The 22,119-nt window shown below is 41.2% G+C and carries 18 protein-coding genes and 1 pseudogene; 2 read left to right on the plus strand and 17 right to left on the minus strand.

Annotated features, from left to right (window positions below; translation table 11 throughout):
* Positions 1-253, plus strand: a pseudogene (locus GEZ85_RS03660) (hypothetical protein); the annotation flags it as partial.
* A gap of 336 nt (positions 254-589) precedes the next feature.
* On the opposite strand, the gene GEZ85_RS03665 reads toward GEZ85_RS03660, so the two are convergent.
* The 5 genes from GEZ85_RS03665 to miaA are packed head-to-tail and all read right to left on the minus strand — an operon-like array spanning position 590 to position 5,041.
* Entirely contained in the window at positions 590-1,345 is a 756-nt protein-coding gene (locus tag GEZ85_RS03665; protein WP_153209555.1) for an SDR family NAD(P)-dependent oxidoreductase, read from the minus strand.
* A gap of 20 nt (positions 1,346-1,365) precedes the next feature.
* Entirely contained in the window at positions 1,366-2,295 is a 930-nt protein-coding gene (gene rnz, locus GEZ85_RS03670; RefSeq protein WP_153209552.1) for a ribonuclease Z, read from the minus strand.
* A gap of 14 nt (positions 2,296-2,309) precedes the next feature.
* Positions 2,310-2,933 (minus strand): cystathionine beta-lyase, encoded by a 624-nt coding sequence (locus GEZ85_RS03675; RefSeq protein ID WP_153209550.1) that lies wholly within the window; start codon positions 2,931-2,933, stop codon positions 2,310-2,312.
* Entirely contained in the window at positions 2,926-4,164 is a 1,239-nt protein-coding gene (gene hflX, locus GEZ85_RS03680) for a GTPase HflX (protein ID WP_153209548.1), read from the minus strand. Before hflX ends, GEZ85_RS03675 begins: the two co-directional genes overlap by 8 nt.
* Positions 4,157-5,041 carry a tRNA (adenosine(37)-N6)-dimethylallyltransferase MiaA gene (miaA, locus tag GEZ85_RS03685; protein ID WP_153209546.1) on the minus strand — a complete coding sequence of 295 codons (885 nt, stop codon included), beginning with the start codon at positions 5,039-5,041 and terminating at the stop codon, positions 4,157-4,159. The genes hflX and miaA overlap by 8 nt, the downstream gene beginning before the upstream one ends.
* A gap of 120 nt (positions 5,042-5,161) precedes the next feature.
* Here miaA and GEZ85_RS03690 point away from each other — a divergent pair, with 120 nt between their 5' ends.
* Positions 5,162-5,332, plus strand: coding sequence for a DUF3042 family protein (locus tag GEZ85_RS03690; protein ID WP_001051780.1), 171 nt, complete (start codon positions 5,162-5,164; stop codon positions 5,330-5,332).
* 50 nt (positions 5,333-5,382) lie between these two features.
* Here GEZ85_RS03690 and GEZ85_RS03695 read toward each other — a convergent pair whose 3' ends face one another.
* The 12 genes from GEZ85_RS03695 to ccdA2 all read right to left on the minus strand — a co-directional run bounded on the left by GEZ85_RS03695 (position 5,383) and on the right by ccdA2 (position 22,078).
* Positions 5,383-6,222 carry a thymidylate synthase gene (locus GEZ85_RS03695; protein WP_042750919.1) on the minus strand — a complete coding sequence of 280 codons (840 nt, stop codon included), beginning with the start codon at positions 6,220-6,222 and terminating at the stop codon, positions 5,383-5,385.
* 98 nt (positions 6,223-6,320) lie between these two features.
* Positions 6,321-7,280, minus strand: coding sequence for an ROK family glucokinase (locus GEZ85_RS03700; RefSeq protein WP_020902451.1), 960 nt, complete (start codon positions 7,278-7,280; stop codon positions 6,321-6,323).
* Between the two features lie 100 nt (positions 7,281-7,380).
* Positions 7,381-8,073, minus strand: a complete 693-nt coding sequence (locus GEZ85_RS03705; RefSeq protein WP_153209544.1) for an excalibur calcium-binding domain-containing protein — start codon at positions 8,071-8,073, stop codon at positions 7,381-7,383.
* Between the two features lie 48 nt (positions 8,074-8,121).
* Entirely contained in the window at positions 8,122-8,739 is a 618-nt protein-coding gene (locus tag GEZ85_RS03710; RefSeq protein ID WP_125393613.1) for an alpha/beta fold hydrolase, read from the minus strand.
* A complete protein-coding gene (gene pabB / locus GEZ85_RS03715; RefSeq protein ID WP_153209542.1) occupies positions 8,740-10,461 on the minus strand; it encodes an aminodeoxychorismate synthase component I in 1,722 nt (573 codons plus the stop codon). It abuts the gene before it with no gap.
* 73 nt (positions 10,462-10,534) lie between these two features.
* A complete protein-coding gene (locus GEZ85_RS03720) occupies positions 10,535-16,492 on the minus strand; it encodes a ZmpA/ZmpB/ZmpC family metallo-endopeptidase (protein WP_153209540.1) in 5,958 nt (1,985 codons plus the stop codon).
* 2 nt (positions 16,493-16,494) lie between these two features.
* Entirely contained in the window at positions 16,495-17,058 is a 564-nt protein-coding gene (locus GEZ85_RS03725; RefSeq protein ID WP_194251509.1) for a TIGR01440 family protein, read from the minus strand.
* Positions 17,059-17,172: 114 nt separating this feature from the next.
* Positions 17,173-18,864 carry a cache domain-containing sensor histidine kinase gene (locus GEZ85_RS03730; protein ID WP_153209536.1) on the minus strand — a complete coding sequence of 564 codons (1,692 nt, stop codon included), beginning with the start codon at positions 18,862-18,864 and terminating at the stop codon, positions 17,173-17,175.
* Positions 18,861-19,598 (minus strand): response regulator transcription factor, encoded by a 738-nt coding sequence (locus GEZ85_RS03735; protein WP_153209534.1) that lies wholly within the window; start codon positions 19,596-19,598, stop codon positions 18,861-18,863. The genes GEZ85_RS03730 and GEZ85_RS03735 overlap by 4 nt, the downstream gene beginning before the upstream one ends.
* 70 nt (positions 19,599-19,668) lie before the next feature.
* Positions 19,669-20,781, minus strand: coding sequence for a peptide-methionine (R)-S-oxide reductase MsrB (gene msrB / locus GEZ85_RS03740; protein WP_153209531.1), 1,113 nt, complete (start codon positions 20,779-20,781; stop codon positions 19,669-19,671).
* Between the two features lie 9 nt (positions 20,782-20,790).
* Positions 20,791-21,354, minus strand: coding sequence for a redoxin family protein (locus tag GEZ85_RS03745; protein ID WP_125455087.1), 564 nt, complete (start codon positions 21,352-21,354; stop codon positions 20,791-20,793).
* A gap of 13 nt (positions 21,355-21,367) precedes the next feature.
* Positions 21,368-22,078 (minus strand): thiol-disulfide oxidoreductase-associated membrane protein CcdA2, encoded by a 711-nt coding sequence (gene ccdA2 / locus GEZ85_RS03750; protein ID WP_153209529.1) that lies wholly within the window; start codon positions 22,076-22,078, stop codon positions 21,368-21,370.
* Positions 22,079-22,119 lie beyond the last annotated feature (41 nt).

The following is a 22,119-nucleotide window of genomic DNA, read 5'->3' on the forward strand; positions in this document are numbered from 1 at the left end:
TATTCTACCAAAGGGAACTTCTTTTGACAACTTAACTCAAGAGGACATTAATCTCGTTTGTTCGCATGTCAACAGTGTCAAACGCGCTGCTTTGAATGGAAAGTCAGCCCATGAACTCCTTGCTTTTTCTTACAGAGAAGAGATTCCTAAGCTTCTTGGTATTTCTAAAATACCTGCAGAAGACGTCTGTCAGTTTGCTACATTACTCGTTCTAAAAATTAACCTTCAACCCCATTCAAACGTCTCACACTAACTTCCACCATAGCGGAACTTAATCTGAAACGCTTTCAGATGAGGGGATTTTGTGCGCTCTTTTTTTTGATTCATTTTGGTTACAAAAGCGATGAAATCAAGCATTAGTAAAACCAGTGGAACTTACCCTGACACGGATTTCCACTGGTTTTTACGATTTTTATCAGACTAACTTCCACTTTTACCAGCGGTGGAAGTTAGTTTGGGAATTTAGCTTTTGATTGTTTTTTCTAAAATTTGTAGAAGAATTAAAAAAACTGAATGTAGTTTTAAAAGAAAAGCATTCATTAACATTTAAATTAAAAAAGTAAAAAAGTCCCTTTGAAAGGAACTTCTTCTATTTATAGTTAAAAGTTTCCCCTGCCAACTTATCTGCTAGCTTGGGAAAGAGGGTGTAAAACTTATGGGCTAGGTGCAACAACATCGGTAGATTGAGTTCTCGTTTGTTTTTTCCTATAATCTTGACAATCTTTTTAGCCACTGCATCTGGTTTCAACAGGAAGCGTTCAACCGACTTGAGATAGGTACCATCTGGGTCGGCTTGGTCAAAAAATCCTGTGCGGATTGGCCCTGGATTGACCGTTGTCACATAGACTCCATAGGGCATCAGTTCGAGGCGCAGAGCATTTGAAAAACCAATAGCCGCAAACTTGGTCGCTGAGTAAAGGCTGGACTTGCCAGTAGCGATCAAACCTGCCATACTGACGATGTTTATGATATGCCCTTTTCTACTTTCCTTCATACGAGCTGCAAAACGACGAGATAGATTCATCAAAGCAAAGGTATTGACCTCAAACATCTGGTGAATATCTTTGTCAGAAATCTGATCAAATTCCTCAAAAATCCCGTAACCAGCGTTGTTAATCAAGACATCAATCTTGCCATAGCGGAGATAGAGGTCTGCTACCAGAGTTTCTAGAGCTGAATCATCGGTAATATCGATTTCAATCAATTCTGCATGGGGATGATTTCCGTAGAGTTGGGCTAATTTTTCCTTATCTCGACCAAGCAAGATAAGCTGGTCTTCTGGCAAGAGTTTGACCATTTCTTGGGCTAGACCACCACTGGCGCCCGTAATAAGAATCGTAGACATACTTTTCCTTTCTCGAGATTCTAGATTTCCACTTCTTCTAGGTCTTTGACCACATGAACGTTTTCAAAAATCGTTGCAGCATCTTTCTTGAGCTTGCTGATATCTTTTGAGAGAAAACGCGCACTGATGTGGTTGAGCAGAAGGCGTTTGGCACCTGCTTCTACTGCGACCTCCGCTGCCTGCATGTTGGTTGAGTGACCATGATTGCGGGCAATTTTTTCATCACCCTTGCCATAAGTCGACTCATGAACCAAGACATCAGCATTGACAGCCAGACGCACACTGGCATTGGTTTTTCTAGTGTCTCCAAGAATAGTGATAATCTTACCAGGACGAGGAGCTGAGATATAGTCAGCTGCCTTGATTTCTCTGCCATCTTCTAGAACAACATCCTGACCGTTTTTGATTTTTCCAAAAAGCGGGCCAAATGGGACGCCAGCAGCTTTGAGTTTTTCAGCATCCAAAGTTCCTTCTAAATCCTTTTGGATAACACGATAGCCAACACAGAAAATAGTGTGATCCAACTCCTCAGCATACACCGTGAATTTATCGGTCTCAAGGATTTTTCCTAAAGAATCTTGGTCAAACTCATGAAAATGAATACGGTAAGGCAGGCGCGAACCTGACACACGAAGGCTGGTTAAGACAAAGGACTTGATCCCTTGAGGTCCATAGATTTCCAAATCCGTCTGCTCTTCATTAGCCTGAAAGGCTCGACTAGAAAGGAAACCTGGTAAGCCAAAAATGTGGTCTCCATGCAGGTGGGTGATAAAGATTTTGCTGACCTTACGTGGTCGAATCGTGGTTTCCAGGATGCGATTTTGCGTACCTTCTCCACAGTCAAAGAGCCAGACTTCGTTAATCTCGTCCAAAAGTTTCAGGGCGAGACTTGAAACGTTGCGGGCTTTAGAGGGCTGGCCAGCCCCCGTTCCTAAAAATTGAATATCCATTCGATACTTTCTAATTAATCAATATATAACATGGCTGTGCGATTTTCCGATCGGAAATAGTGCTTGCCAGAAAAAGCAGTAGCTTCTTGTAATAACTCCTCTTGGCTGTAACCTTTAAGACGCTTGCGACCATCTGCCAAGGTTTCTAAATCCGTTAAAGGAGTTAAACTTTCAACAGAGACGACTTCCTCTTCTCCGACAGCCTTCATGTAAATCTTGCCAGACTCCTCAAAGATCAGTTGATGGGGGAAAATTTGCGCAATTTCAAAGAGCAAGTCATCTGAGATTACCTCTTTATTTTCAGAGAAAATTCTACCCAGACCCTCACTCTCATAACAAAAACCAAAGGATTTTCCAGACAGATTAAGTCGAATAAAAGGCTTGTTTTCTAGGGTGAAACTCGGCTCAGTATTGTAAAGATTCAGTTCCTGACTTAGTTCTGCAAAATAATCCGTCGCAGCCTCAGGACTCTTTTTCTGGTAGAGTTCTGCAAAGTAAGCATTGACTACACTGGGCGGAGGAGTGATCAGTGCCAACTGCTCCTGCTCTGTCTTGCCAGCTAGAAGCTGATCCAGATAGACCTTATCCAGACTTGTATAGCCCCCATATTTTAGAGCCAAAGTTTTGATATCAGTCATAAAATTCTTCTAACCTCCATTTGTTTTTCTCAGAAATGTAGCCTGTAATGACTTCGCCGTCCTCCTGATAATCACGTTCTTCCAGAATCGCAACACTTTCCAAATCATGAATCTTGTAGGACTTTGAAAAAGGCACGCGCAGGGTAAAGGATTCAAAAATATCCTTGATTTTCTCTAAAAATAGTGCCTGCAAGTTCTCACGACTATCCTCAGACTTGGCAGAAATGAGGGCATAAGGCGTTTGGGTAGGCGTGAAATCCTCCACCAAATCCGCTTTATTATAAAGTGTCAGACGAGGAATATCTTCCATGTCCAGGTCTTTCATGATGGAAAGAACTGTTTTTTCATGCTCCTCATGGTAAGGATTGCTGGCATCGATAACATGAACCAGAAGGTCTACATACTTGCTTTCTTCCAAGGTTGACTTGAAACTGGACACCAACTCTGTCGGCAAATCTTGGATAAAGCCCACTGTATCTGTCAAAGTTACTTGAAGATTGCCCCCTAGATGAATACTCTTAGTCGTCGCGTCCAGAGTCGCAAAGAGTTCGTCAGCCTCATACTGGGTCTTACTGGTTAAGGTGTTCATGATAGTTGACTTCCCAGCATTGGTATAACCAATCAAACCAATCTTAAAGGTGCTAGACTCCAGACGTTTTTCTCTGACAGTCGCCCGATTTTTCTCAACCACCTTGAGCTGGCGCTCGATATCTGTGATTTGGTTGCGAACGCTACGACGGTTCAGCTCCAGCTGGCTTTCACCAGGTCCACGGGAACCAATTCCCCCTGCCTGACGACTGAGCATAATCCCCTGACCAACCAAGCGGGGCAAGAGATATTTGAGCTGGGCTAGGTGGACTTGGAGCTTCCCTTCATGGCTTCGAGCTCGCATAGCAAAGATATCCAAAATCAACTGCATACAGTCAATGACCTTAACACCCAGAACTTCCTCTAGATTGACATTTTGCCTTGGGGTCAGACGGTTGTTGACGATGACAGTGGTGATTTCTTCTGCATCTACCATGAGTGCAATTTCTTCCAACTTACCAGAGCCGACGAAGGTCTTGGAATCATATTTTTCACGTTTCTGTCTGTAACTATCTACAACGACTGCCCCAGCTGTCTTAGCTAGACTGGCCAATTCTTCCATGGAGAGGTCAAAATTGTCCATGCCCTGCAATTCCACACCAATGAGCAGGACTCGCTCCTCTTTTTTTTCCGTATCAATCATCTAAAAACTCCTCTATCTGGCTTAAAATGCGGTCTTGCACACCAGCTTCTCCAATCTGATAAAAGGTGACCTGCATGCGATTACGGAACCAAGTTAGCTGACGCTTGGCAAAACGACGAGTCGCCTGTTTGAGACTCTCACTGGCTTCCTCCAAGGTCTGATCTCCACGGAAATACGGAAAGAGTTCCTTGTAGCCAATGCCTTTAGCAGCCTGCACATCCGGGTAATGGTCAAAAAGCCACTCGGCCTCATCTAAAAGCCCAGCCTCAAACATCAAATCCACTCGATGATTGATTCGTTCATATAATTGACTGCGTTCATCATCCAAGCAGATAATCAATGGTTCATACAAGGTCTCTTGATTTTCTAAATCCTGACCAAAATGGGCGATTTCCAAGGCACGCATAGCGCGCCGACGATTAAACTGGGGAATTTCAAGACCTGCTTGCTCTACCAGATGGGCTAACTCCTCATCTGAAAAAGGTTCTAAACTAGCTCGGTAAGCTAAAATTTCCTCATGTGGTGTCTCTCCACCGAGATGATATCCTTCTAGTAGACTCTGTATGTAAAGTCCTGTTCCACCAGCGATAATGGCAAGCTTGCCACGACTATGAATTTCCTCAATAGCCATCTTAGCTTCTGAAACAAAATCAAAAGCCGAGTAAGACTCGGTTACCTCTCTAACATTAATTAAATGATGAGGAACAGCTGCCTGCTCTTCTGGACTAGCCTTAGCCGTCCCAATATCAAGTCCTCGATAGACTTGCTGGCTATCTCCACTAACCACTTCGCCATTAAAACGCTCGGCCACTTCAATAGCTAGAGCCGTCTTTCCAACAGCAGTCGGTCCAACAATCACAATTATTTTTGTTTTCATCTTTTTTCCTTGAAAAATTCCCATTTTTTCGTTACTATTATTATAACACAAAAAGGTCAGTCAGAAAAATGTGACCTCTTGAGGAGGCTGGCTGGTATAGAATATAAAGGAGGAAGACTCATGGCTAAAGGATTCGCTAAAGGTCTTGTAACAGGTGTCGCAGGAACTGTCGCTGCAGTTGCAGGTGCAGTATACGCATTTAAAAAGAAAGTGATTGAACCAGAAGAGCAAAAAGCAGCTTTCATCGAAGAAAACCGTAAAAAAGCAGCTCGTCGCCGCGTATCACGTTAAAAAACAAAAGAAGTTGGGATTTATTGTCTCAACTTCTTTTTTCTATTCTTTTAAATAGCTAGGTCAAACTTCAACTGTGGCTTGACAGGGTCATAATCCACCAACTCAAAGTCTTCTGCTTTGATATCAAAGAAGTTGGTTTTATCTGGCACATTCAAAACCAAACGTGGTTGGCAGTTTGACGGCTCCCGACGAAGCAATTCCTGAGCTTGTTCAAATTGATTATCATAGATATGGAGGTTGTTGATAAAGTAGAAGAACTTCCCAACCTTCCAGCCGAAATGTTTGGCAATCATCATTTGAAGAGCCACATACTGCATAGCATTGATGTGGTGGGCCACCAGCATATCATTCGATCGTTGCGTCAAGGTCGCATCCAGATAGATTTCTCCATCTACACGGCGGACATCAAACATGGTCTGAAAGGCACATGGGAGGAGGCCGTCCGTCTCCTCAAAAGCTTGATAATCCCAGAGAGAGATAATATTGCGGCGGTTCCAAGGGTTGGCTTCCAACTGCTTGAGAAGCTTATTGATGATGTCGTGTTTCTTAACGACCGCCCCGTAACGCTCACCAATAGTTCCCGTATCTCCCACTTCCCAGTCATTCCAGTAGTGAACATTGTACTTGTCATTAAGCACGTCTAGGCTATTTGACTGGTCTTGGTAAATCCAGAGCACTTCCTTGATTGCGGATTTGATGGCAATAGGACGCAAGGTTGTGATGGGGAATTCCCCTTTTGCTAAGTCATACTCTGCAAAGGCACCCGTTACATACTTGGAGTTGGCAACGGTTCCATCCTTGTACTTGGGACGAGCCTGCTCTGAAAAGACACCGTCTTTGAGGATTCGTTCAATATTTTCTTTAAAAATCGTATCTGCTTTTGTCATTTACTCTCACCTCATTTATTGTCCTAACTAGTATAGCATAAAAAAAGAAAGGAGGAAAATCACTCGATTTAAAGTAGTGTTTTTCTCCTTTTATTATTTTATTGCAATACAAGTGATGCTGCTCCGATAACTCCAGCGTCATTTCCTAGAGTTGCAAGAGCCAATTTAGTTGTTGTGCGTACTTGTGGGAAGGTATTTTCGTCGTAAACCTTTTGAACACCTTGTAGAAGGAATTCTCCTGCAGCTGATACACCACCACCGATAACGATGGTTGATGGGTTTAGGATTGAACCAATGTTAGCACAAGCGATTCCCAAGTAACGTGAGAAGTTACGGTAAACGATCAAAGCAAGGTCGTCTCCTTCTTTTGCCAAATCAAAGACAGTCTTAGCAGTTACTTCTTCTCCGTTATCAATCAAGCGTTTCAAGGCTGCATCACCTTCGTATTCATCAGCATAACGACGAGTCAAGTTGACAATCCCTGTTGCTGAAGCGACTGTCTCAAGGCAACCTTTCTTACCGCAAGTACATGCAATTGGTTGGTCAAAGTCAACAGTGATGTGGCCAAGCTCACCTGCTGCACCAGCCACACCGTGAAGCAATTTGCCTTCAGCGACGATACCGCCACCAACACCAGTACCGAGTGTCATAAAGACAACATCTGGTTGGTTATCACCAGCACCCATCCAGCGCTCACCGAGAGCGGCCACGTTGGCATCATTATCGATGAAAAATGGAATGCCCAAGGCTTTTTCAATCTTTTCTTTAATTGGTTGAAGGGTTTTCCAGTTGAGGTTGTAGGCACCGATAACAGTTCCTTTTTCACGGTCAACCACACCTGGTGATCCCATCCCAATACCTTGGAAGTCTGCTGCTGCCAATCCAAGCAAGTCCAAGCGATGTTGAATAGACTCAATCATATCATCAACGATATGACTTCCCTCATCCAAAATATTAGTCTTGATAGACCATTTTTCTTGGATTTCTCCTGCTGTTGTTAAGATTGCAAATTTGATAGAAGTTCCACCAAGGTCAATCCCAATAATCTTTTGACTCATCATATTCTCCTTTTTAATTGAAAATGCTTACAGTACTAGTATAACAAAATCGTTAGATTTGTGCAAAGGTTTGCATTAACTTTCTAGATTTTATCCTTACTTATGGTTTCCATAGACCTGAAGCATCTACGTAGTAGCGACCTCCATCAACTCGCTCATTTTTAGCCATTTTACCATCTGATTTCAAATAGTAGTTTCCTTGCCATGCATTGCGAGCATAAGAACCATCTGATTTTAAGTAATACCAGGCTTGGTAAGAAGAATCATAGACCCACTCACCTTGTGCCATTTTACCGTTTGATTTAAGGTAATAAGCTCCTTGCCATGCATTGCGAGCATAAGAACCATCTGATTTCAAATAATACCAAGCTTGATAAGAAGAGTCATAAATCCATTCGCTCTGGGCCATTTGACCATCTTCTTTCAGGTAATAATTTCCCTGCCAAACGTTTTTCACTGGATTTCCATTTCCATCAAAGTAGTACCAAGCACCATCCTGCTTAACCCAGCCACTTGCTGTTGCTGAACTTGTATCAGTTTGAGTTGTAGTCTCTTGTTTTGCTTTGAAAGCACCTTTTGGGGCATTTTTCAATTCACAGGCCACACCATCATGATCTCGGTCTAACTTGGCAGAATAACCAGGTTCTCCCTTATGAATATCCGCGTATCCATTCGCCCAAGCCTCTTTACAACTAGAAAAATGAATATTTTCTTCTGCTAACACAGGTTGTGAAAACAAGGCTAAAACTGGCAAGCTAGCTAGACTCATTTTTAAAAATAGACGTTTGTTCATTTTTTCTCCCATAATTATGATATCGATTTCAATAGTATTTTATCAAACTTATTTCAGCAATTCAAGGAAACTTCTGGTTATTTCTGCAAACTCTTTTGGTTTTTCCTTATTCAAAACATGAGGGCCGTCTGGGATAATCTGAAATTGGGATTCTGATATTAGTTTATGAATACTTCTCATAGAACTAAGATTCGGTTTATCTTTGCTACCACAAATTAGTAAGGTTGGATAAGGACAAGTTCTTGATATATCTGTTAAATCAAGTGTCTTCAATTCCTCAGAAACTCCGACCATAAGAGCTTTGTTTGCTCCCCGTTTTTCAAAAAAACTTTTTGGAAGTAGTTTAAAAATCATCAACTGGATTTTAAATAAGATATTTCCAGCTAATTTCAGAGGGCAACCTGACAAAACTAAACCTTGAAGATTTGGTAAATCATAACTTGACAGCTCTAATGTAAGTGCAGCTCCTAAGGACAAACCGATTAGGACAAAAGGTTCTGTCTCCTCTGACAAGTGCTGATAAATGCGCTCCTTGGCTTCTTGATAGCTAGTAATTCCCGTAGGGAATAAGTCGAGGGCTTCAGAGGGATAATCCGCAAGTAACTCCTGCACTTCCTTCCAACTCTCCGCTGACTGGCCTAATCCATGTAAAAATATTAGTTTCATTTAGCTCTCCTTTACTGACAATTCATACAAGCCCCTCACCGCGTTACAGCCATAGATGGCTTCTGCTTGGGCAAAATCTGCCAAGGTCAAGACTCTCTCTTCTGCCTGTCCTGTTTCCAGCAAATGCTGACGGTAAATTCCCGGTAAGATGCCAAGTCGGACTGGCGGTGTATAGAGCTTTCCAGCGATTTTCAGAACCAAATTTCCAATAGAGGTTTCAAGCAGTTCTCCTGACTTATTGTAGTAAATCTTCTCTTGTTCCCCTAGGATCAAATGTGGTCTATGAGTCGTTTTAAAATAGGTAAATTCATGATTCAAATCTGCTTCCTGCAGGCAAAGTTGTGCTTGACAGAAGCTCGGACTAAGGAGTGTCAATACTTGACGACTGAGTTCTATCTCTCCAGACTTGCTGAGACTAATTCGCAAACGATAGTCTTGATGAACATCACAAGCATGACACTCTTCCTCTATCTTTTGTTTCAAGTCTTCTGCATCAAAAGGATATGCAAAATACCGACTTGCTTTTCTCAGTCTTTCTATATGTTGCTCTTCAAACAGCAGTTGTTTTTGGCTAATTTTTCCAGTTGTAATCAGTTGGAAGCGAGCTTGTTTACGATAGAGAACTGCTGCCTTTTGATGAACCTCGCGGTATTCAGATTCCCATGTGCTATCCCATGTAATTCCTCCGCCAACTCCATAGATGGCTTTCCCTTGATACAGTTGAATAGTCCGGATAGCAACATTAAAAATTCGTCGCCCATTTGGAAGTAAAAGACCAATCGTTCCACAGTAGACTCCGCGTGGTTGTGGCTCCAAGTTCTTAATGATTTCCATAGTCGCAATTTTCGGTGCACCCGTTATAGATCCACAAGGAAAGAGAGAGCGAAAGATTTCAACAAGGTCAACATCCTCTCGCAACTGACTCTTGATGGTTGAAGTCATCTGCCAAACAGTTGAATACTGTTCTACCTGACACAAACGCTCCACATGCTCACTCCCCACTTCAGAAATACGGTTCATATCATTGCGCAAGAGGTCCACAATCATCATATTTTCAGAGCGATTTTTGGGATCCTGCTCCAACCAGCTAGCCTGTTCTAAATCTTCTTGGTCAGTCACTCCACGCTGAGTCGTTCCCTTCATTGGTCGCGTTGTCAACTCACGGTCATTTTGCTCAAAAAAGAGCTCTGGGCTCATGGAAATCACTGCCATCTCGTCATGTTCAACATAAGCATTGTAGCCCGCCTCCTGCTCTACTACCATACGATTGTAGATGGCAAAAGGATTGGCACTTAATTTTTGCTTGAGTTGGACGGTGTAGTTGACCTGATAGGTGTCTCCCTGCCGCAAATGATGATGTATCTGTGCAATCGCCTTTTCATATTCTGCTTCAGACGTCACTTCCTGCCAATTTGAAGGCAAATCAACCTCATCATAAGTCAGAGGAATAGGGGAGGTCTCCACCCTATCGTGAACAGTAAAATACAGTAAATACTCGTCCAATAAAGGTGCCTTGTGAACTGCTAGTTTCTCTTCAAAAGCGGGTGCAGCCTCGTAGCTAACATAGCCCACCACATAATAGCCCTTCTTTTGGTAGCTTTCCACTTGTGCCAGCAAGTCCGCCACTTCTGCTAAATCTCTCGTTTTTAACTCTTTGATAGGCTGAGTGAAGGTGTATCTCTCCCCCAAATCCCTAAAATCAATCACTGTTTTTCTATGCATAGCTTAAGTATAGCATAAAAAGGTAAATCAAGAAAAACTTAATCTACCTTTTTACTCATCTATTTAATACAATTTATGCTTTAAAAAGATTTCCTGTGAATCCATCAGTATTCTTAAGAAGTGCTTTAAAGACTTTTGATTTAAGCTCTACAGTTTTAGCTGTTCCTCCACCTGCTAAGTCAGCCTCAACCGCCTTATCAAATAAGACTTTTAGCTCAGCATAATTAGTAATTTGTTTACCATCAATTTCAATTGCAGTAAATCCTTTGTCAGCTTTTGCTTTCACTTCTTGATAATAAGCTTTCTTCCATTCTTCAAGAGTACTAAATCTGTTATTAGATACTTTCTTGATAATGAAGTCATCACCTAATAGCTTATTATTTTCTTTATTAGCTGCATCTTGATACTTACTAGAAGCATATCCAACAAATCCATTTTCGTATCCGAAGTAACCCCACATACGGAATGTATTATGTTTAAATGATGCCGCACCAGGAGCACCTGTACTTGTATTTCCACCATAGATACCAGTCATCATGTTCATATTGACATAAGCAGAACTGAAGTCCGTTGGATTATAAGTACCATCACCAGGAGCACCATGTTTCGTCATTAGGTTATTAGTAATTAAATCATCAATAGTATTGATTGCTACTTTTTTCTCATCCTCTGTCAATTCACGAATTTTATCGAACTGATGACCTGAATTTCCACTACGGTATTGTCGATCCATTTTCTTGAACCAGCGACTCGTATTTCCTTTTAACTGCGGTAATACAGCATCAGCCTCAAGATGATCTAACATCATAAGAGCATCATTGTAGTTCTTCATGTAGTGATCAATTTGTTCACGAGTTTGTAATTTTTCAGGATTTGGATTATACCATTGATTTCCATCATTTTGACGATGATAAGCCATATTAATCCCTAATGCTCCATATTCACCATTTGATGTTGATTGATCAGGTGTTTGTAACATACCTTGCGCATATGCTTCAAGGTCTGTACCTGGACGATGTCCATGACCACCAAGATATGCCATACGGTCATTTATGTGAGTTGTTTCATGTGTAAAGGCTGAAATACCAAAGTCCTCTAACATATTTGTTACCATGAAGAAAACTTGTTCATCTTCATATGGTTTTCCATAAACTTTAGCCATAGCTCCCATATTCCAATTAATTTGATGCCATCTGTCTGTTGGACCAAATAACTCACGAATTGGTGTCGCTACCTTACCATCTGTACCATATCCACGACGATTAGCATCCTTAATACCCGCATAAGCTTGATTATCCCATACAGGTGTAGGAACCATATTTTGGCTCTTAAGTAGTCTATCACGAACACTTGGAAGTGCAAGACGTGACCAGAAATCTAAGTATGTTTGTTGAGCTTTAGCTACATAATTAATACGTTCTTTAAACGCTTCACGTTCAGCTTCTGTATTTTTACCATATTTTTCAAATGAACTATAAGCCATAGTATTATAAGTCGAAATCATGAAGATATGTGCTTTCTTCAAGTTCAATAATGGTAAAATCATACGTGCATGCATATTATTATTCAGACCATCAAAGACACGATGACGTTTATTTTTGAAGTCTGGATTTGTTGTTTCAGGTTCTACAACATAAACATTTTTTGCTGAATGGATAAACCAGTCGTTAAGATCTGTATCATTTGTGAAGAGACGCATATTATAATCTAAGAAACTACGTAAATCACCCTTACCAGTGTCTCCTGCAATAATTTCACGATATGCATCTTGAGTTCTATCACCCTTTAAGTTCTTTTCTTGCGAGCCAATTCGAATCAATCTGTCAATAACACTTGGTGTTTTACCATAGAAGTCTGGTTTAAACATCATCATATTCTTAATGTTCAAGTCACCATATTCAATTCCATAATAACGATTGAGGTAAGTAAGTGCCATCATAATTTTAGCTTTATTATCTTCTACTTTCTTAAGAAGTACTTTGATGGCTGCTTCATCACCATTTAACTGATGATCTTCATTTTCAACAAGAGCTTTCACTAATTTATCAAGATTTTGTTTAACTTCAGCGAAACTTTCTTCTAAATATAATGCTCCAACATTACCTGTTATCGCACGAACTTCAGGAGATTCAAGAGTAATTGTATCTAATTTTGCTTTAATATCACTTAGTAATTGAGTACGGTCTTTAACCACCATATTTGGTGTGTAAACGACATCTCCTAAATCTGTAATACCATATTCTTTTACTTGTTCCACGTTTGATGTAGCCTTAGGTGACACAGCTTTTTCTTCTTTCGTACCATCAGCATAATGAATCATAATATGGTCAGCATCTGATAAATCGGTCACAAATTGTCCATCTTTCATACCTGTAACAGATAAAACTTCTGTATTTAGTAATTTAGAATCTGCAGGAATCTTATTACCTTGATTTACAATCCATTCTTTGTTGTAGAACGGTTGAAGTTTTTCAATATTACGGTAAGCAAGTTCACGAGATACGTCATAATCTTGAGTAGATTTGTAAGTATCTGCTTTTGTTGCCTTATGGTTTAACTTATCTACAAAATATTCAGTTATTGTATATTCATGTGCAGTAATTCCCATTTTAGCAATTCTTGCATCAGCTTCTTCTTGGGAAACACCTTTCCAACGACTAGAACGAGAATAAGATTGTTTACCTTCACTTACACCATTAACGAATACATTATTATTTCGAACCCAGTTTGCACCAAAGTAATCATCATCCTCTGCATCACGAGAACCGTAAAGAATCTCACCACCATTCTTCACTTTCATCATGGTAACGTTATTTTCAGCAAGCCCCCACGACCAATTAGAATGAAGCAGACCACCTGTTTCAAGAGGTTCTTTCACATCAATCGTACCTTTTGCCACGGAATTCTTCAGACGTCCCCATGCACTAACGTCCATTGGGTTATCACCGTGATTCAATTTAGCAACCAGGCCACCGACTTTAGCTTTATTCCCTTTAATATATGCATCAATGTAAGAGTTGTCTGTGTTACTTCTCCAGCTTTCGCTAACAAGGCCACCAGACCACCATCCTGCATTACCTACACTTGTAATGTTACCAATAAAGGCTACATTACGCATATTGGATTCATCCAGTTTATTGACCATACCAGTAACATCATTGTTACCTACTACGTTACCTGTCACTTTAATATTTTCAATCGTTGACTTTTTAAACATATCACCAAGCGGTGCTGTCTTATTAGCCCAAGGCATGTTGATATCGACATTACCTAGATTGAAGTCATGAATATGAGCGTTTTCAACTCGGTTGAATAGTGGACGCGCTAGGTTATGAATTGTAAAGCGCTTATCCCCATCACTAGACAACTTACCTTTAAACGTTCCTGTTACATACTGTTTACTTGGTGTTGGAACATTGGCAGCATTCAAATCTGCACCAAGTTTAAACTCACCAGTTGGGTCTTTTTGCATATCCTCAATGAGTTCTTTAAAGTTGTAATAGACATTTCCAATCTTTGGTAATTGTTTTTCAAAGTAATGTACATACTCTTCGCTTAGTGTATCATCAGCTCTACGTTGAACTAAGTCTGGAGCTTTTGCTACAACTTTGTACAATGTTTTTCCATCAACAACAACTTCTTCAACAGAACTTACCGCAAGTCTTGTTGTTTTGTTATCATGAGTGGTTACACGCAAATATAAGGGAGCAACATCAGCTGGTTTTTCTGTAAGCAAACTAGTATCTGTTTCGTTTCCATCAGCGTCCACACTCATCAAGCTTGTTTCTTTGATATTTTTGATTTCAACTTTTTTAAGGTCTAACTGAATTTCTTTATCTTCTAATGTTTCAGTTTCTTCGCCTTCTCCACGATCATAAACCATCGTTGTGGATAATGTATAGCCTTGATAATATTTCAAGTTGTCTAAAGTAGCTTGTAATTTATTTTCTTCTACTGTCACTTCTTTAACAACTTGTCCAGTCTTATCTTTCAGAGCTACTTTAATCGATTTGATTTCTACTCCAGCTGGCTTAGTCAATGTATAACTAGCTGTAGCACTCTTCTTCAAGACATCTTTTTCTGTTTTAGCCCATTCTAAGGTTGGTTTTCCTAAACCTTTTGTACCATTCTTAATAATTTTATCTTGAGGTGCTTGAAGAACTGTTTCTTCTACTGTTGGAGCTTCATTTGTTTTTTCTCCACGAATCGTTTTATAGGTTTCAGTAATTTGTTTCTTACCGTTTACACCTTCTTGAGCTACCTGTCTTGTTCCGCGTTTTAAAGTGTCATCTTCTTGTTCTTTTGTTTCAAAAGGAATGACTTCTTCTCTTGTTTCAACTGTTGTTCCTTCAAGTGGTTTCGTTCCTTTTTTAACGACTTTAGAAACGGCAGGAGTTTTCACTTCTGTAGTTGTAGAAAGGACTTTATCTGTTTCTTCACCTTCAACTGTTTCGTAAGTTGTTTTGGTAACTTGAACTCCTTTAGAACCTTCGCGTTCAACAACTTCTTCATCTACATATTTTGCATCGTCTGGAACAACTTCTGTTGTGAAATCTAATTCACTTTCGGTAGACTTCTCAACTGTACCTGTTGTTACTTTATATTCTGGATTTGCTGGTTGCTCTGTAGCTTGTCCTTCTTTTCCTGTTTCTTGTGTTCCCTTAGTTGAAACTGGTTCTGTATATTCAGGAAGTTCTGGCTGTACTAAAGCTTGACCTGCCTTACCTTCCTCTTGTGTGCCTTTTACTTCTACTGGAGCTTCTGGCATTTCAGGTTGTGTTAATGATTGGCCTGCTTTATCTTCCTCTTGAGTTCCTTTTGCTTCTACTGGAGCTTCTGGCAATTCTGGCTGTGTTAAAGCTTGGCCTTCCTTGCCTTCTTCTTGGGTTCCTTTTGCTTCAACCGGAGGCTCTGGAAGTTCTGGTTGCGTTAAGGCTTGTCCTGTCTTACCTTCTTCTTGTGTACCTTTAGCTACTTGGTGACTTGGTTCAGCTTGTGGTACTGGAGTTGGAGCAGGTTGCACCTCTTTCTTAGTTCCGACTGCAATGACTTGCGACACAGGATTTTGGACTACTTGGTCTTCGATGACTTCTCTAACTTCTTGACCGTTGACCATCGAAACTTTGCTTACAAGGCGACGCTGACCCTTTACTCCAGCTGCGACGATACGAGTCTGTCCTTCTGCTAGATTCGCATCTGGATTTGTGACTGTTTCAAACGGAATCTCCACCAAGCTCTCTTCCTGTCTTGTCTGAGGCTTCTCAGAAACTGGTTTTTCTTCAATAGCAGGAGCAACTGGATTCTCTACTACAGGATTCTCAACGATAGTTTCTGGAGCAACAGCAGGTCTTTCTTGAACGACTTCAGTTTTCTCGATTTCTTTTGAACTTTGCTTCTCTACTGGCAACTGAGTCTGTTCAGCTGAAGCTGGTCTTGATGGATGGAGTTCTGCTTCCTTGAAGTAGCCAATGTATTCATAGCCATCAATATGGATAATCCCTTCAGCCAAGCCTTCATGTGTAGAGGCTGAAATAGTTTGGTTATAAGAAAGCAATTCTTTATTTTCAAATGCGAATGTCCCATAAGGTACAAAGGTGCTGGCTCCTAAAGAACCAATCAAGAGAACACCTAGAACTTCTCTACGACCTTTTTTGGACACCAAAAAGACTGCTAGAGAAGCCGTTGCCAAGCCAAGACCTGCCAAAGCTAGTTCCTTACTTCCTGTATAAGGAAGTTGTTGACTGGTAGTTGCCTTCTTGCGATAAACTACATAAAGAATATCATCATCTTGAAATTCTGTAGGAACTTCATGGTGAATCAGGGCTTTTTCAGACTCGGTCAATTCCTGCTCCGCCAAATAACGGTAATGAACGCTATGAGCACCGCCGACTTCATTGGCTTGAACCTTATCTACTGAAAGGGTACTAGCACCAAAAAGGAAGGCCCCGATGGCTACAGGACCTACCCCAACAGTTAGCTTACGAATCGAATATTTGGTGATTTTTTCTAGTTGTTGTTTTGTTTTTTTCATTCTCACGACTTTCTGATAGAATCTTGTGGATAATGCGCACGCGCACCTCCAATTAATTTTGGACGGCTAGCAAGAGCCGTTACATGGGCATGCCCAATTTCTCTCAAAAGAGGGCGAATCGGAACCTGAACATGCTTGACATGCATGCCAATTGCAGTGTCTCCGATATCCAATCCAGCATGAGCCTTGATAAATTCAACCTCAACTGGATCCTGCATAAACTTGAAGGCTGCCAATTGACCCGAACCTCCTGCATGAAGAGTAGGAAGGACACTGACGATTTCCAGACCAAACTGCTCTGCAACCTGACGTTCAACAACGAGAGCCCGATTGACATGTTCACAGCCTTGAACAGCTAGATAAATTCCTTTTTCCTCTAGGATATCTAGGATGGTCTTCACAATGATTTCGCCAATTTCTTGACTGGATTCCTTGCCAATCTGACCACCTATGACTTCACTAGAAGAAAGGCCCAAAACAAAGATAGATCCTTGCTTCAAATTGGCCTTTTCCAACACATCTTCTACAATCTGGCTTGTTTCTCTTTGAATGTCTTTTTCCTTCATACTTGATACCTCTTTTGTCATTATCTATCATATCGTTTTTTCTTATTTTTAGCAAGATAGACAACCTAGAAAGCTTGCTCAATTACGCATAAAACTCCCAGAATTAACTGGGAGTTAGCTAGTTTCTATTCTATTTATGTATATTTCAACCGTCGTTCCTTTATCGGGTGCAGAATCAATCTTCATCTGGTAATGTTCTCCAAAATGAAGTTTAAGACGCTGGTCAACATTTTGAAGGCCTACTCCTCCACGTTTGAGGTTACTCTGACTACTATCGCCAGCAGTTTGGAAGCCAACGCCATCATCCTCAATACGGATGACCAATCCTGAATCCTTTTTCTGAACAGAAACTCTAATATGTCCCTGACCTTCCTTCTCCTTAATGCCATGGTAAAGAGCATTTTCCACCAAGGGTTGTAACACCAGCTTGGGCAAGACTAGCTTGTCAAAAGCAGGATTTTCAGCAATCTCATATTCCAGCTTATCTCCATAGCGTTGTTTCTGGATAAAGAGATACTGGCGGACATGATTGATTTCGTCAGACAGGCAAATCAAATCTTTACCCTGATTGAGCGCCAAGCGGAAATAGGTCGCCAAGGACTTGGTCACCTGAACCACTCGCTGACTATCCTGAAATTCAGCCATCCAAATGATGGTGTCCAATGTATTATAGAGGAAATGCGGATTAATCTGGCTCGATAGGGCTTGAAGTTGGTACTGACGGGTCGTCTCTTCCTGCCTGCGAATATCCGTCATCAGCTGATCAATCTGATCCAACATGGCATTGAACTGACGAGTCACTTCTCTCAGTTCATGGGCACCAGTTTCCTTCGCACGAAGATTCTGATTACCAGAAGCAATCTCCAGCATGGTTTCTCTCAAGTCATTCAGAGGAGCAATCCAGCGTTTAAGACTAAGCCACACCAAGCAGAGACAGGCAAGAAGAGAGGTGACACTGGCTCCAAGCAAGGTCCACATGAGTTGACTCCGAACCTGATCTAACTTCTCCAACGAAGACACACCAAGCACCGTCCAATCAGTTCCAGCAATCCTTTCCTGACTGACATAGGATCGGTGGTCTGGAGTATAACCATGCCCTGTCTCAATATAGGGTTTCATGGCCTCCATTTCGCTAGATGAACTATAAACTGTATGTTGAGGATGATAAACAAATTCATGGTTTTCATTGATGATAAAGGCAAAGCCCTGCTGACCCAACTGAAGTTGGTTAAGATAGGCTTCCAGAGTTTCGTAAGAAATATCCAAACGAAGCACGCCCAGATTAGCTCCCTTTGCATCAACAAGTTCTTGAGTGACAGAAATGACCCACTGACTATCTGATTTACGAGCTGGTGTCAAAACAGGCTTAGCTCCCTGATGAATGGCCTTTTGGTACCAATCCTCAGCCATCATATCAGAGGAAGTTTTCATCTGCACACTGTCATCTGTAGAAATGACTTGACCGGATTTAGTCACCAGCACAACAGTTTTCAAGTCCTGGTCTGCCTTCAAGATAGTCAAAAACAGACTTCGAATTCCCTTGACCTTGTCTTGACTGGGATTCTCAGCATAGGCTAGGACATCCGTCTGCTGGGTCAAACTGGTAGAGGTGGTTTCTAATTTTTTGATATAAGACTGGATAAAGTGGCTAGTCTGACTGATAGTCGTTTGGCTATTGCCCTCAATAGTAGCCTCAATGGCTGAAGAACTAGATTGATAGTAGAAAGTCCCAACCAGAGCTAGGAGAATGAGAAAGACCAGAAAGATGGAAATAACCATTCTGACTAGGAGAGAAGAACGCTTCATCGACCTTCCCCCTTCTTAAACTGACGAGGCGTCACACCTGCAATCTGCTTAAAGCGTTGGGTAAAATAGTTCATATCTTCAAAACCAACCTTTTCAGCTATCTCGTAAATCTTTAAATCTGTGGTCAGAAGCAAGAGCTTAGCTTGTTTGACACGCTCTCTCACCAGGTAATCCTGAAAAGGCAGACCCAACTCTTTCTTAATCAAAGAACTCAGATAAGTCGGACTAAAGCCCAAGTCACTGGCCAAAGCCTTTAAACTAAACTGGCTATCAGCCAGATGGGACTGGATTTTCTGGGCCATATTTCCCTCAAACTTATCGATCAATAAATCTTGTAATTGCTCTTCCTTTTCTTCCTTATCCAACTTTTGCTTGATTTTCCCCAACATTTCCTCAATATCCTGACGAGAAAAGGGCTTAAGCAGGTAGTCATCCACACCGAGTTTGACAGCAGACAAAGCATAATCAAAATCATCGTAACCTGTTAAAAAGACCAAATGCACCTGAGGATAGGTTTCTCGAACCAGACTAGCCAACTGGATGCCATTTAGCTGAGGCATGTTGATATCGGTTAGAATGATATCTGGAACTTGTTGTTGAATCAATTCCCAAGCCTGTCTTCCATTTTCAGCCTGACCTATGATTTCCATATCGTAGGCTGCTACATTGACCAGCTTGGTCAAGCCTTGTCTTACCAAATATTCATCTTCTACGATTAAGATTGTATAGATCATGCTTCTCTCCTTTGTCACTTACTAGTATCAGTATAGCAAAATTCTCCTCTAACTGCTTAGGAAAGCCCTCTTAATCAACATAATCTAGTAAATAAGCATATCCTTTTTCTTCCATTTGGTCTTTAGGAATAAAGCGGATAGAGAGACTATTAATACAGTAGCGCAAACCCCCCTTGTCCTGAGGCCCATCTGTAAAGACATGGCCAAGGTGAGAATCTCCAACTCGGCTCCGTACTTCCATGCGTGTCATATTGTAGGACTTATCTTCCTTGTAGGTGGCAACATCTGGGCTGATGGGTTGAGTGAAACTAGGCCATCCGCAACCAGACTCAAACTTGTCCTTTGATGAAAATAGGGGTTCGCCAGTTGCCACATCCACATAGATACCAGATTCAAATTTATCCCAGTAGCGGTTTGAAAAAGCTCGTTCTGTTTGATTTTTCTGGGTGACTGCATACTCCTCAGGTGACAGGGTCTTTTTCAATTCTTCATCACCTGGCTTAGGATATTTGCTAGCATCGATGACAGGATAGGCTGCCTGATTGACATTGATATGGCAGTAGCCATTTGGATTTTTCTTGAGATAGTCTTGGTGGTAATCCTCTGCCACGACAAAATTCTGCAGACTCCCCTTTTCAACTGCTAGAGGTTGGTCGTATTTCTTAGCCACCTCATCAAAGACTTGGTTAATCACCTCTAAATCCTTGTCATCTGTGTAATAAACACCAGTACGGTACTGGGTTCCCACATCATTTCCTTGTTTATTTTTGCTAGTTGGATTGATAATGCGGAAATAATGAAGCAGGATTTCCTTGAGGGAAATTTGATTGGCATCATAAGTAACATGGACAGTCTCCGCATGACCTGTTTGGTTAATCAATTCGTACTTGGTTGTCTCCCCTCTACCATTTGCATAGCCTGAAACGGCATCTGTCACCCCGGGAACGCGTGAGAAATATTCCTCCACTCCCCAGAAACATCCCCCAGCTAGATAAATTTCGTGCAAGTCTGCATCTTTACTCACTTCTGTTTTTTTCACTGTTTTTCCTCCTTGGCTAACTGATGCTTTCTCAATTTGCGAGCTATCTGTCTGCCCTGTATTTCGCATCAATAGAAAATAGAAACCGCTTATGGCTAGGAAAAAGATTCCTGCCAAAACAAACAATTTTACTTTATCATTCATGACCTTTCTCTACCCCATTTCTTTCAATGTTTTTAAAATCATATCCTTATCCATAAAACCAGGTTGCGTTTTGACTAGCTTGCCTTCCTTGTCTATAAAGGCTTGAGTTGGGTAAGAACGGACACCATAACTTTCCAAAAGTTTTCCTGATGAGTCAATTAGAACTGGGAAATTTTTATAATCCAAGCCCTTGTACCAGTTCTTAAAGTCTGCTTCAGCTTGTTCCCCCTTGTGTCCAGGTGACACTACCGTCAAAACTACATAGTCATCACCAGCATCCTTAGCAATTTCATCCGTATCTGGAAGGCTAGCTAAACAGATGGAACACCAAGAAGCCCAGAATTTGAGATAGACTTTCTTACCCTTGTAATCAGACAAGCGGTAGGTTTTACCATCTACTCCCGTCAGTTCAAAATCAGCAACCGCCTGACCTTTAGTCGCAGTTTGCGAACTAACTTGTTCTGTTTTTGTTTGCTCCTTCATAGTAGCTTCGTCTGACATATTTTTAGCCGAACAGGCTGCTAAACAACAGATTGAGCCGACTCCAAGGAGACATGTTTGCCATTTTTTCATTTCTTCTTCCTCTCTATTCAAATAATGTAGTCAAAATGGAAGCATTTCCCAAAAGCACCAAGATTCCCATCACGATAATGAGGAAACCACCCACTTTTTTGAGGGTTCCTAGATAAGGATGGAGTTTTCGGAAATGTTTCAAAACATAGCTGGAGGCAAGAGCTAGAGCCAAAAATGGTAGAGCCAAACCCAGCGTGTAAATCAACATGAGACCAGCTCCCTGCCAGGCACCTGAACCACCTGAAGCCGCTAAAGTCAAAACAGAGCCAAGAACCGGACCCACACAAGGCGTCCAGGCAAAACTAAAGGTCAATCCCAGTAAAAATGCCTGACTATAGCCCTTACCCTTTTGTACCTGTCTCTTTAATTGTAGCCTTCTTTCCTTGTAGAGTCCCTGAAAATGTAAGACTTCCATCTGGTGCAAGCCCAAGAGAATGATAACCACCCCCGTCACATACTGAAACCAAGAAGCATACAGCAAATTGCCTAAAAAACCAGCTCCATATCCCAGTAAGATAAAAACAAAGGATATCCCTGCAATAAAGGCCAGAGTTCGCAATAAACTAACAAGTGAGATTGAACATTTGCCACTAGAAACCTGAGCACCATCTTTATCATCCAGTAGTACCCCTGCATAGACCGGTAACAAGGGTAAGATACAAGGAGAAAAGAAGGAAAGAATTCCAGCAAGAAAAACACTGATAAAAAAGATTATATTATCCATTGCCTTCCTCCATTCTTTGATTTGATAGGACTATTATAGCC

This window comes from Streptococcus mitis, from assembly GCF_009496205.1.
Taxonomy (GTDB): Bacteria; Bacillota; Bacilli; order Lactobacillales; family Streptococcaceae; genus Streptococcus; species Streptococcus mitis_BN.

Bases quoted from the DNA above. Each gene is read 5' to 3' on its own strand.
- GEZ85_RS03675 (WP_153209550.1), bottom strand. From the start codon at position 2,933: ATGACTGATATCAAAACTTTGGCTCTAAAATATGGGGGCTATACAAGT.
- GEZ85_RS03690 (WP_001051780.1), top strand. From the start codon at position 5,162: ATGGCTAAAGGATTCGCTAAAGGTCTTGTAACAGGTGTCGCAGGAACT.
- hflX (WP_153209548.1), bottom strand. From the start codon at position 4,164: ATGATTGATACGGAAAAAAAAGAGGAGCGAGTCCTGCTCATTGGTGTG.
- GEZ85_RS03665 (WP_153209555.1), bottom strand. From the start codon at position 1,345: ATGTCTACGATTCTTATTACGGGCGCCAGTGGTGGTCTAGCCCAAGAA.
- GEZ85_RS03745 (WP_125455087.1), bottom strand. From the start codon at position 21,354: ATGAAAAAATGGCAAACATGTCTCCTTGGAGTCGGCTCAATCTGTTGT.
- GEZ85_RS03720 (WP_153209540.1), bottom strand. From the start codon at position 16,492: ATGAAAAAAACAAAACAACAACTAGAAAAAATCACCAAATATTCGATT.
- msrB (WP_153209531.1), bottom strand. From the start codon at position 20,781: ATGAATGATAAAGTAAAATTGTTTGTTTTGGCAGGAATCTTTTTCCTA.
- GEZ85_RS03705 (WP_153209544.1), bottom strand. From the start codon at position 8,073: ATGAACAAACGTCTATTTTTAAAAATGAGTCTAGCTAGCTTGCCAGTT.
- miaA (WP_153209546.1), bottom strand. From the start codon at position 5,041: ATGAAAACAAAAATAATTGTGATTGTTGGACCGACTGCTGTTGGAAAG.
- GEZ85_RS03730 (WP_153209536.1), bottom strand. From the start codon at position 18,864: ATGAAGCGTTCTTCTCTCCTAGTCAGAATGGTTATTTCCATCTTTCTG.
- GEZ85_RS03710 (WP_125393613.1), bottom strand. From the start codon at position 8,739: ATGAAACTAATATTTTTACATGGATTAGGCCAGTCAGCGGAGAGTTGG.
- GEZ85_RS03725 (WP_194251509.1), bottom strand. From the start codon at position 17,058: ATGAAGGAAAAAGACATTCAAAGAGAAACAAGCCAGATTGTAGAAGAT.
- ccdA2 (WP_153209529.1), bottom strand. From the start codon at position 22,078: ATGGATAATATAATCTTTTTTATCAGTGTTTTTCTTGCTGGAATTCTT.
- GEZ85_RS03735 (WP_153209534.1), bottom strand. From the start codon at position 19,598: ATGATCTATACAATCTTAATCGTAGAAGATGAATATTTGGTAAGACAA.
- rnz (WP_153209552.1), bottom strand. From the start codon at position 2,295: ATGGATATTCAATTTTTAGGAACGGGGGCTGGCCAGCCCTCTAAAGCC.
- pabB (WP_153209542.1), bottom strand. From the start codon at position 10,461: ATGCATAGAAAAACAGTGATTGATTTTAGGGATTTGGGGGAGAGATAC.
- GEZ85_RS03700 (WP_020902451.1), bottom strand. From the start codon at position 7,280: ATGAGTCAAAAGATTATTGGGATTGACCTTGGTGGAACTTCTATCAAA.
- GEZ85_RS03695 (WP_042750919.1), bottom strand. From the start codon at position 6,222: ATGACAAAAGCAGATACGATTTTTAAAGAAAATATTGAACGAATCCTC.